We start from the raw sequence: 10,742 nt of genomic DNA on the forward strand, positions 1-10,742 counted from the left end.
GATCGTGGCCGGGTTGCTCGGACGACCGCCGTCGGCCGGGGCGCACGAGAGGTACTCGCGCGGGGCCCCGCCGCCCTGGGACGACGCGGCGGGCGCGTCCCGACGGGCCACGCTCGCCGGCACCCGCCTGGCGCGGATCGGGGCCCTCGCCGAGGAGCTGCGCGAGGCGCTCGCGGCCCTCGCGCCCGCCGCGGCCGCCGCGGACCTCGCCGCCTCGGTGGCGGGCCTGACCTCCGGGCGCTCGCCGGACAACCCGGCCGGGCTCTCGCTGCCGGCGTACGTGCTCTCCTGGCGGCTCGGGCAGGTGGTCGCCGCCGCCAACGTCCGGCTCGGTCGCATGACCGGCGGCCGCTACGTGCTGGAGCACGCCGTCGACGGCCGAGGCCGTGGCGGGCGTCGCGGGGGTCTCGACCTGGCCGTGCGCGACGAGTGGTCCGGCCGGTCGCGGGCCCCGGCGACGCTGTCGGGTGGTGAGACCTTCGTGGTGTCGCTCGCCCTCGCCCTCGGGCTCGCCGACGTCGTCACCCAGGAGGCGGCCGCGGACGCCGCGGGGGTCGACATCGAGACGCTGTTCGTCGACGAGGGGTTCGGCTCGCTGGACGCCGACACCCTCGACGACGTGCTCGCCGTCCTCGACGAGCTGCGCGAGGGCGGCCGCGTCGTCGGGGTCGTCAGCCACGTCGCCGGCGTGCGCGAGCGGATCGGCACGCGTCTCGAGGTGCTCAAGGGCGACCGGGGCTCCCGCGTCCGGCTCGTCCACACCTGAGCGGCGACCGGCTCAGGCGTCGCCGGCGAGGTCCTGCTGGAAGGACCACAGGTGGCCCTCGAGGTCGAGGAGGCTGTACTCGCGCAGGCCGTAGACCTGGTCCACCGGTGCCGCCACCACCCGCGCGCCGGCGGCGAGGGTCCGCGCGTGGTGGGCGTCCACGTCGTCGACCTCGACCGCCAGCGACGCCGTGACCGTCCCGTGGACGACCGGCGAGACCATCCGGTGCTCGGGGGCCTCCCGGTGCAACCAGACCTGGCCGTCGCCGACGTGCACGACGCCGTGCACCGGCTGACCGTCCACCCACGTCAGCTCGCCCGGGTCGAGACCGAGCACGTCGACCAGCCAGGCGTGGGCGGCGGCGAGGTCCCGGTAGACCAGGAGCGTGATCCGCCGGACGGCGGTGGGCTCCGCGGCGCCCAGCCCCTCCAGCAGGTCCAGCAGCGACGCGTCGCTCGGCTCGGTCCCGGCCAGCAGGCGGTCCTCGACCGCCCGCACCCGCTCGCGCCGGCGGGCGAGGTCGCTCAGCCCGTCGTCGAGCGAGGCCAGGTGCCGGCGCGTCAGGGCGGCCAGGTCGTGCGCGTCCGGGTCCACCTCGGCCACCGGGGTGGCCAGGGCCCGCAGCAGGCGTACCCGCGTCAGCCGGTCCAGGGCGGCGCGGTCGTAGCGTCGCCGGCCGCCGGCGTCGCGCGCCGGGGCGACGAGGCCGAGCTCCTCGTAGTAGCGCAGGGCGCGCTCGCTGAGGCCGGTGCGGCGCACCACCTCGCCGATGGTGACGGTGCCGTCGAGGTCGTCGGGACTGGTCATGGCGGGGACGCTAGGACCTGACGCCACGTCAGGGGCAACACCCGCGGCGCGACGGGACCCGTCGCCCGAGCCGTCGCCCGAGCCGTCGCCCGAGCCGTCGCCCGAGCCGTCGCCCGAGCCGTCGCCGGCTCCTCCGGCCCGCGCGGTGCGCGCGCGGCCGGAGTAGCGTGCCCGCCGTGGCCGTGACCGACTTCGAGGACCTGCCCCACCGCCGGCTCGGGGAGGTCGCGCTCGCACGCGCCGCCGAGCTCGGCGTCGAGCACGCGGACTTCCGGTTCGAGCGGATCCGCTACCAGCACCTCGGCGCCCGCGACGGGGTGCTGCAGGCGTCCTCCGAGCACACGGGCACCGGCTTCGCGGTCCGCGTGGTCTCCCGCGGCGCGTGGGGCTTCGCCGCCGGGGTGGTGCTGACCGACGACGAGGCCCGCCGGGTGGGCACGACCGCCGTCGAGGTGGCCGCGCTCGCGGCGCCGATGACGCGCGAGCCGGTCCGGCTCGCGCCGGAGCCGACGTACGACGACGTGCGCTGGGCCGCCCGGGTCGGCCTGGACCCGTTCTCCGTGCCGACGAGGGACAAGGCGGCGCTGCTCGTCGACTGGACCGAGCGGCTGCGCGCGCACGACGCCGTCGACCACGCGACCGCCGACGTCCAGCTCGTGGCCGAGGACAAGTACTACGCCGACCTGGCGGGCACCCGCACCACCCAGCACCGGGTCCGGGTGGACCCCCAGGCCGAGGCGATGGGCACGGACCCGGGCTCGGGGGTCTTCGACTCGATGCGCACGCTGGCCCCGCCGACGGCCCGCGGGTGGGAGTACCTGCTCGGCGACGGCCACGACTGGGACTCCGAGCTCGCCGGGCTCGGCGACCTGCTGGCCGAGAAGCTGCGGGCGCCCTCCGTGGAGGCGGGACCGCTCGACCTGGTCATCCACCCCTCCAACCTCTGGCTCACGATCCACGAGTCCATCGGCCACGCCACCGAGCTCGACCGGGCCCTGGGCTACGAGGCGAACTACGCCGGCACGTCGTTCGCGACCCCCGACCTGGTCGGGTCCCTGCGCTACGGCTCGCCGGTGATGCACGTGACCGGGGACCGCACCGAGCCCCACGGGCTCGCGACCACCGGCTGGGACGACGAGGGCGTGGCGACCACCCGCTGGGACCTCGTCCGCGACGGGATCCTCGTCGGCTACCAGCTCGACCGGTCGATGGCCGCCGCGATGCCGCACCTCGCCGTCGACGGCGGCCGGTCCAACGGCTGCGCCTACGCCGACTCCCCCGGCCACGTGCCGCTGCAGCGGATGGCGAACGTGTCCCTGCAGCCGGCCGCGGGCGGCCCGAGCACCGCGGAGCTCATCGGGCGCGTCGAGCGGGGCCTGTACGTCGTGGGCGACCGGTCCTGGTCGATCGACATGCAGCGCTTCAACTTCCAGTTCACCGGTCAGCAGTTCCACCGCATCGTCGACGGCGAGCTCGCCGGGCAGGTCCGCGACGTGGCCTACCAGGCCACCACGACGGACTTCTGGGGCGCCATGGAGGCCGTCGGCGGCCCGCAGACCTGGGAGCTGGGCGGGGCGTTCAACTGCGGCAAGGCCCAGCCGGGCCAGGTCGCGGCGGTCAGCCACGGCTGCCCCACCGCCCTGTTCCGCGGCATCCGGGTCCTCAACACCAGCGAGGAGGGCGCATGAGCCCCCAGCAGCTCGTCGAGCACGCCCTGAACGCCGCGCGCGGCGACTGCGTGGTCGCCGTCCACGACGCCAGCCGCGCGAACCTGCGGTGGGCGGGCAACACCCTGACCACCAACGGCGTCACGCACGACGTCTCGGTCACCGTCGTCGCGTTCCACCCGACCGGTGACGGCACGGCGGCGGGCTCCGTCACCGGCAGCGCCACCACCGCCGAGGAGGTGACCGCGCTGGTCGCCGCCGCCGAGGCCGACGCCGCGAGCGCCGAGCCCGCCGAGGACGCGGCGCCGCTCGTCGGGTCCCGCACCTCCGCGGACTGGGACGACGCCTCGCCCACCACGGGCGTCGACACCTACGCCGGGCTGGCCCCGGCCCTCGGGCGCGCCTTCGCCACCGCCGCCGCCGCCGACCGGCTGCTGTACGGGTTCGTCAACCACGAGCTCGTCACCACCTACCTCGGCTCCACGAGCGGGCTGCGTCTGCGCCACGTGCAGCCCACCGGCCACCTGGGCTGCACGGGCAAGAGCGCCGACCTCACCCGCAGCGCCTGGGTCGGCCGGGCCACCCGGGACTTCACCGACGTCGACCCCGCCGCCGTGGAGGCCGAGCTCGCCCAGCGGCTCGCCTGGGCGGAGCGCACGGTCGACCTGCCCGCCGGGCGCTACGACACGATCCTGCCCCCCTCGGCGGTGGCCGACCTCATGGTCGACGTCTACTGGGGTGCGGGCGCGCGGACCGCCCACGAGGGCCAGAGCGTCTACAGCCGCCCGCCCGCGGACGGCGGCGGGACCCGCGTCGGCGATCGGATCGTGGCGCCGAGGGTCCGGCTGTGGTCGGACCCGGCCGCACCGGGGCTGGAGTCCGCGCCGTTCGTGGTGGCGTCGTCGTCGTCCAACACCTCGTCGGTCTTCGACAACGGCCTGCCGCTCGCCCGGACGGACTGGATCGCCGACGGCGTCCTGAGCCACCTGGTCGGCACCCGCCACTCCACCGCGCTCACCGGCCTGCCCACCACGCCGTACGTCGACAACCTCGTGCTCGAGGTCGACGGCGGCGCCGGCGACGTCGCCGACCTGGTGGCCGGCACCGAGCGGGGCCTGCTGCTGACCTGCCTGTGGTACATCCGCGAGGTCGACCCGCAGCGGATGCTGCTGACCGGCCTGACCCGCGACGGCGTCTACCTCGTCGAGGACGGCGAGATCACCGGCGCCGTCAACAACTTCCGCTTCAACGAGAGCCCGGTCGAGCTGCTCTCCCGCTTCAGCCACGCCTCGGCGAGCGCGCCGAGCTTCGGGCGCGAGTGGGGCGACGACTACTTCTCACGGACCGCGACCCCGGCCCTGCGGGTCCCCGACTTCACCATGTCGAGCGTGTCGCAGGCGCGCTGAGGCCGATCCGACCCGACCCTCCGGACGGCCCCGGACGGCCCCGGACGGCCCCGGACGGCCCCGGACGGCCCGGTGGGCCCGAGGCTCAGCCGAGGCGCAGGGCCCGACCCTTGCGTCGCTTGGACGCGCGGCGCCAGCGGGCCTCGGCCTCCTCGCGGGCGATGGCGGCGGCGAGCTCCTCGGCGGCGTGGAGCCGGCCGTAGGTGAACGACGACTCGCCGGCGGCGGTCGCGGCGGCGGCGACCTCCAGCAGCAGCGCCCTCGTCAGGCGGGTGTCCTGCAGGACGCCGAGGGGCTGCTGGAGCTCCTTCGCGGTCCGCGCGACGCGGGCGGCGTCGGAGCCGAACGCGGGCTCGAGCGTCTCGGCGGCGTAGCGGAGCCGCTTCGCCGCGGACCGGGCCCGGTGCAGGGACTCCTCGTCCTCGGCCGCGCCCAGGCGGGCGGCGAGGCGCTTGGCGTCCTTGGCCAGCTGTCGCGGCAGGACGGCGTCCGCGCGCCGTCCGGCAGCGGGTGCCCACGGCGGGTCGGCGACGAGCCGGTCGAGGTCGGTGAGCAGCGCCAGGTGCGCGGGCGAGGCGAGCTCGGCGCGGGTCGCGGCGCGGTGCTCGCGCATCCGCGCGGCCAGCTCGGTCCGGACGCGACGGCGCACCGGGCCGACGACGAGGTCGGCCTCGACGGTGTCGAGCAGCTCGGCGAGCCGCTGCCCGGCGACCTCGGTGTCACGCTCGGGGCCCAGCGTGCGCACGAGACGCTGGAGGTCGTGCTGGAGCCGCTCGGCGACGTCGCCCTCCAGCAGCGCGCCGTGGCTGCGCAGGGCGGAGCGCAGGCGCCGGGCGGCGACCCGGGTGCGGTGGACCGCGTCGGGCACCGAGCGCCGTACCTCGCTCTCGCAGCGGCGCAGCTCCTCCAGCTGGTCCACGAGCCGGGCGTGCAGCACGCGCGAGGCGGGCTTGGCGCGGCGGACCTTCCGCGGGCGCTCGACCTCGGGGAGCACGTCGGCGAGCGCCCGCTCGATCTTGCGGCCGACCGCGGCCGGGCGCAGCCCGGCGTCGCGCAGCCGCTCCTCGACGAGGTCGAGCAGCTCCTCGTCGCCGTCGACCAGCTCCACCTCGACCTCGCGCCACTCGAGGACCGTCCCGTCACGCACCGAACGGGTCTCGTCCTCGGCGACCTCGGCCAGCACGCGACCGTCCGCGGCCACCAGGTCGTACGCCGTGCGCCGCGTGTGGATGGTCGCCACCGGCTCGAGGTCCTGGCCCGCGGTCCAGGCCAGCACGGCGTCGCGCAACGGCTTCGGCGGCGGGCTGGAGGGCCGCCCGAGCGGGCGGTGGAGCTCGTCGCGCCCGGAGCCCGCAGGCACCTTGAGGTGCCAGCCCTCGTCGGCGCCGCCGGTGCGGCGCCGCAGGCTGATCCCGGCGCGGGTCAGCCGCAGGTCCACGGTGTCGACGTAGACCGCCTCGAGCTCCACCGTCTCGGCGTGGCCGCGGGCGGTGACCTCCCCGACCCCGACCAGGTCGGGCAGCTCCACCTCCTCGGTGGGGTCGACGGGGGTGTAGGTGCGTTCGACCTCGTGGTGGGAGCTCACACCGAAGGTGTACCACCGGGCACGACATCACCGGGTGTGTAGGGCTCCCGGGTGAGCTGGTGGGTCCCCAGGTCGAGGTACGCCGTCCCGTCGGGCGCCGTGCGCACCAGCACCTCCTCGCCGGTGAAGTAGCCCTCCGTGGCCACGACCCGGGCGCCCCGGACCCGGAACCGGTGGAGCACCCGACCGGCCTCGGCGGCGACGACCTCCTCGGTCCCGTCGGGTGCGGTCTCGAGCGCCCACGTCGACGTGCGGGGCCCCCAGTGCCACACCCCGAGCAGCGGGGCGAGCGGACCGGGCACCCGGTCGACCGGCGCCCAGGCCGGCGGGAGCGTGGGTTCGGCGGCCTCGAGCGTGGCGAGGAGCCGGGCGGCGGCGGGCCCGGCGGCGAGGCCGGAGGTGGCGTTGGCGAGCAGCACCGCACCGGTGCCGCGGGCGGGGTCGACGAAGCAGGAGGCGACGAAGCCCGGCATCGACCCGGAGTGGCCCACCAGTCCGCGGGCGCCCCCGTCGAGCAGCTGGAAGCCGAGTCCGTGCCGCGAGCCCGGACCGCCCGCGCCGTGGCCCACCTGCGGCTCGAAGGCCGCCCGCAGGGCCGGGCCGGCGAGCACGTCGACGTGCCCGGTCAGCAGGAACGTCGCCCACCGGGCGAGGTCGCCGGTGGTGCTCCACAGCTGACCGGCGGGCGCCATCACGCCGGTGTCGTGCGTCGGCTCCGGCAGCAGCGTGCGGGCGAACGGGTGCACCGACCAGCCGCGGGCCGCACCGGGGGGCGCGTCGTACGTCGTGGACGTCATGCCGAGCGGGGCCAGCACCGCGTCGCGGACGTGCTCGAACCAGGGCTCGCCGGTGGCCCGGGCGAGCACGACGCCGAGCACGCCGTAGCCGAGGTTGGAGTAGTGGAAGGTGCGGCCCGGGGCGTGCGGGGCCTCGCGGCCGGCCTCGGCCGCGGCGAGCGCGAGCTCGTCCTCGCCGCGCCCGGCGCGCTCCCACCAGGGACCGGCGGGCTCCGCCGGCACCCCGGCGCCGTGGCCCAGCAGCGCCCGCAGCGTCACCTCGCCGTACGGCGCCCGCGGCCACCACCGCCGCACGGGGTCGTCGAGCGACAGCTCCCCCGCGGCGGCCAGGCGCAGGATCGCGACCGCGGTGACCGTCTTGGTGATCGACCCGATCCGGTACGCCGTGTGCTCGGCGTCGCCGGGCACCGCGCCGTACCCCTCGCTCCAGCAGACCTCGCCGTCGCGCACCAGGCAGGCGACGAGCGACGGCAGCCGGCCGTCGACCTGCAGCCGGGCCAGGTCGGTCCGCAGCAGGCGTGCCGTGGACGGCGCGACGGGGTCGGCGGGCGGTCGGCTCACTCGGCGAACGCCTCGAGCGGCGGGCAGGCGCAGACCAGGTTGCGGTCGCCGTAGGCCTGGTCGATGCGGGCCACCGGCGGCCAGTACTTGTCGGGGTCGATGCCCGCCGGGAACACGCCGGTGGTGCGGTCGTAGGCCCGCTCCCAGTCGCCGACCAGCGCCCGCGACGTGTGCGGGGCGTGGCGCAGCGGGGAGTCCTCGACGCTCCACTCCCCCGCCGCGACGCGGTCGATCTCGCCGCGGATGGCGACCATCGCGTCGCAGAACCGATCGATCTCGGCGAGGTCCTCGGACTCCGTGGGCTCGACCATGAGGGTGCCCGCGACCGGGAACGACATGGTCGGCGCGTGGAAGCCGTAGTCGACCAGGCGCTTGGCGACGTCCTCGACGCTCACGCCGGTGGCCTTGGTGATCCCGCGCAGGTCGAGGATGCACTCGTGGGCGACGAGCCCGTCCTCGCCGGCGTACAGCACCGGGAAGGACTCGCGCAGCCGCGCCGCGACGTAGTTGGCCGACAGCACCGCCGCCGACGTCGCGTGGGTCAGGCCCTCGGCGCCCATCATCCGCACGTAGGCCCAGGAGATCGGCAGGATCCCCGCCGAGCCGTAGGGCGCGGCGCTGATCGGGCCGACCCCGGTGCGGCGGTGCGCGTCGGGGTGGGCGGTGTGGGAGGGCAGGAACGGCGCGAGGTGCGCACGCACGGCCACCGGGCCGACGCCCGGGCCGCCGCCGCCGTGGGGGATGCAGAACGTCTTGTGCAGGTTCAGGTGGGAGACGTCGCCGCCGAACTCGCCCGGCTTTGCGTGGCCCAGCAGGGCGTTGAGGTTGGCGCCGTCGACGTAGACCTGGCCGCCGTGGTCGTGGACGATCTCGCAGAGCTCCACCACGCCGGCCTCGTAGACGCCGTGCGTCGAGGGGTAGGTGATCATGATCGCCGCCAGCGACCCGGCGTGCTCGGCGCACTTGGCGCGCAGGTCGTCGAGGTCGACGCCGCCGTCCTCGCCGGAGGCCACGACGACCACGCGCAGGCCGGCCATCACCGCGGACGCGGCGTTGGTGCCGTGCGCGGAGGACGGGATCAGGCAGACGTCGCGCGCGGCGTCGCCGCGGTCGAGGTGGTAGGCCCGGATCGCCATCAGCCCGGCGAGCTCGCCCTGCGAGCCGGCGTTGGGCTGGATGGAGACCTCGTCGTAGCCGGTGACCTCGGCCAGCCAGCCCTCCAGGTCGGCGACCAGGCGGCGGTAGCCGGCGGCGTCCTCGGCCGGCGCGAACGGGTGGAGGTCGGCGAAGCCGGGCAGGCTCACCGGCTCCATCTCCGTGGTCGCGTTGAGCTTCATCGTGCACGAGCCCAGCGGGATCATGCCGCGGTCGAGGGCGAAGTCGCGCGCCGAGAGTCGACGCAGGTAGCGCAGCATCTGGGTCTCGCTGCGGTGCGAGGTAAAGACCTCGTGGGTCAGGTACGGCGTGGCGCGGGCCAGGTCGTCGGCCACCCCGGCGAGCGCGCGGCCACGACCGGCCTCGCCCGCGGTCACCCCGAACGCCTTGAGCACGGCCCCGAGGGTCTCCTCGGTCGCGGTCTCCCCCACGCTGATGCCGACGTGGTCGGCGTCGACGCCACGCAGGTGCACCCCGAGGTCGCGGGCCGCGGAGAGGACCTCGCCGCCGCGGCCGGGCACGCGGGCGAGCACGGTGTCGAAGAACGCGTCGTGGACCACCTCGACGCCACCCTCGCGCAGCGACCCGGCGAGGCGGTCGGCGTCCTCGGCGACGCGGGTCGCGATCGCGCGCAGGCCGTCGGGGCCGTGGTGCACGGCGTACATGGCGGCGACGACGGCGAGCAGCACCTGGGCGGTGCAGATGTTGGAGGTCGCCTTGTCCCGGCGGATGTGCTGCTCGCGGGTCTGCAGCGCCAGCCGGTAGGCGGGCCGTCCCTCCGCGTCGACGGAGACGCCGACCAGGCGGCCGGGCAGGTGGCGCTCGAGGCCCTTCCGCACGGCCATGAACGCGGCGTGCGGTCCGCCGTAGAACAGCGGGACGCCGAAGCGCTGGGTCGAGCCGACGGCCACGTCGGCGCCCAGCTCGCCGGGCGACTCCAGGAGCGTCAGGGCGAGCAGGTCGGCGGCGACGACCACGAGGCCGCCCCGCTCCTTGGCCGCGGCGACGACCGGGCGGGGGTCGCGCACCGCGCCGGAGGCGCCGGGGTACTGCACGAGCACGCCGGAGACCCGCTCCGGCAGCTCGTCGTCCCACAGGTCCTGCACGACGACCTCGAGGCCCATGGCCCCCGCGCGGGTGCGCACGACGTCGATGGTCTGCGGCAGCGCGTCGGCGTCGACCACGAACGGGCCCGACGCCTTCTTGTCGGCCCGTCGTACGAGCGTCATGGCCTCGGCCGCCGCGGTGCCCTCGTCGAGCAGCGACGCGTTGGCCGTGGGCAGGCCGGTCAGGTCGCCGACGACGGTCTGGAAGTTGATCAGCGCCTCGAGGCGGCCCTGCGAGATCTCCGGCTGGTACGGCGTGTAGGCCGTGTACCAGCTCGGGTCCTCGAGCACGTTGCGCCGGATCACCGGCGGCGTGACCGTGGCGTGGTAGCCGAGGCCGATCATCGCCTCGGCGGGCCGGTTCTCGGCGGCCAGCGCGCGCAGCTCGCGGGCGCACGCGTCCTCGCTGCGTGCCTCCGGCAGCGCCAGCGAGGCGGCCGAGCGGATGCCGGCCGGCACGGCGGCGGCCATCAGCGAGTCGAGGTCGGGGTGGCCGACGCGCTCCAGCATGGTGGCGACGGCGTCGGCGTCGAGGCCGACGTGGCGGTCGACGAAGGGGACGGACATGGGGTTGCTCCCGGGCGGTGAGACGTCAGGTCCACCTCCCCCTCTGTCGTCCTCGTCGTCGAGGTCTCCAGAGCCGCCTGGTCCGCGCGGTCCGGGTGCCTGAGAGGTTCCGGGGAGGAATTGCCCCTTCGGCGCCGCCAGCGCCGGTCACCCGGCGCCGCGAGCTCTCCCGCGCGGGATCGCCAGCACCCCCAGGTTACACGCCGCCGCACCCGAGCCCCCGCATCGCCGAGTCGGCCCGGATGCGCAGGCAGAACGCATCGAGTCGGCCCGGATGCGCAGGCAGAACGCATCGAGTCGGCCCGGATGCGCAGGCAGAACGCAT

The 10,742-nt window shown here is 76.1% G+C and carries 7 protein-coding genes and 1 riboswitch; of the genes, 3 read left to right on the forward strand and 4 right to left on the reverse strand.

Annotated elements, in window-relative coordinates; translation table 11 throughout:
- On the forward strand, window positions 1-766 hold a 766-nt coding region (locus tag ABD158_RS06470), incomplete at its 5' end, for an SbcC/MukB-like Walker B domain-containing protein (RefSeq protein ID WP_344005328.1).
- A 12-nt stretch (window positions 767-778) separates the two neighbouring features.
- Here the strand turns inward: ABD158_RS06470 and ABD158_RS06475 are convergent.
- Window positions 779-1,573, reverse strand: coding sequence for a MerR family transcriptional regulator (locus tag ABD158_RS06475; protein WP_344005330.1), 795 nt, complete (start codon window positions 1,571-1,573; stop codon window positions 779-781).
- Window positions 1,574-1,749: 176 nt separating this feature from the next.
- Between ABD158_RS06475 and ABD158_RS06480 the strand changes: the two genes are divergently transcribed.
- Together ABD158_RS06480 and ABD158_RS06485 are read left to right on the forward strand one after the other, a co-directional pair.
- Window positions 1,750-3,261, forward strand: coding sequence for a TldD/PmbA family protein (locus ABD158_RS06480; RefSeq protein ID WP_344005332.1), 1,512 nt, complete (start codon window positions 1,750-1,752; stop codon window positions 3,259-3,261).
- Complete coding sequence (locus ABD158_RS06485) at window positions 3,258-4,646, forward strand: metallopeptidase TldD-related protein (RefSeq protein WP_344005334.1); 1,389 nt, start codon at window positions 3,258-3,260, stop codon at window positions 4,644-4,646. The genes ABD158_RS06480 and ABD158_RS06485 overlap by 4 nt, the downstream gene beginning before the upstream one ends.
- 85 nt (window positions 4,647-4,731) lie before the next feature.
- Here ABD158_RS06485 and ABD158_RS06490 read toward each other — a convergent pair whose 3' ends face one another.
- From ABD158_RS06490 to gcvP, 3 genes are read right to left on the reverse strand one after another with little or no spacing between them, the layout of a single operon-like run.
- Entirely contained in the window at window positions 4,732-6,231 is a 1,500-nt protein-coding gene (locus ABD158_RS06490) for a CYTH and CHAD domain-containing protein (RefSeq protein WP_344005336.1), read from the reverse strand.
- The gene (locus tag ABD158_RS06495; RefSeq protein WP_344005338.1) at window positions 6,228-7,589 is read right to left on the reverse strand and encodes a serine hydrolase domain-containing protein; all 1,362 of its coding nucleotides are present in this window, start codon (window positions 7,587-7,589) and stop codon (window positions 6,228-6,230) included. The genes ABD158_RS06490 and ABD158_RS06495 overlap by 4 nt, the downstream gene beginning before the upstream one ends.
- Window positions 7,586-10,417 carry an aminomethyl-transferring glycine dehydrogenase gene (gene gcvP / locus ABD158_RS06500; protein ID WP_344005340.1) on the reverse strand — a complete coding sequence of 944 codons (2,832 nt, stop codon included), beginning with the start codon at window positions 10,415-10,417 and terminating at the stop codon, window positions 7,586-7,588. The genes ABD158_RS06495 and gcvP overlap by 4 nt, the downstream gene beginning before the upstream one ends.
- A 77-nt stretch (window positions 10,418-10,494) precedes the next feature.
- A riboswitch (glycine riboswitch) is annotated at window positions 10,495-10,599 on the reverse strand.
- Between the last annotated feature and the right edge of the window lie 143 nt (window positions 10,600-10,742).

The sequence above is a fragment of the Nocardioides lentus genome, assembly GCF_039529515.1.
Classification (GTDB): domain Bacteria; phylum Actinomycetota; class Actinomycetes; order Propionibacteriales; family Nocardioidaceae; genus Nocardioides; species Nocardioides lentus.

Excerpts from the sequence above, each read along its gene's own strand:
- ABD158_RS06475 (WP_344005330.1), bottom strand. The coding sequence starts at position 1,573 with ATGACCAGTCCCGACGACCTCGACGGCACCGTCACCATCGGCGAGGTG.
- ABD158_RS06485 (WP_344005334.1), top strand. The coding sequence starts at position 3,258 with ATGAGCCCCCAGCAGCTCGTCGAGCACGCCCTGAACGCCGCGCGCGGC.
- gcvP (WP_344005340.1), bottom strand. The coding sequence starts at position 10,417 with ATGTCCGTCCCCTTCGTCGACCGCCACGTCGGCCTCGACGCCGACGCC.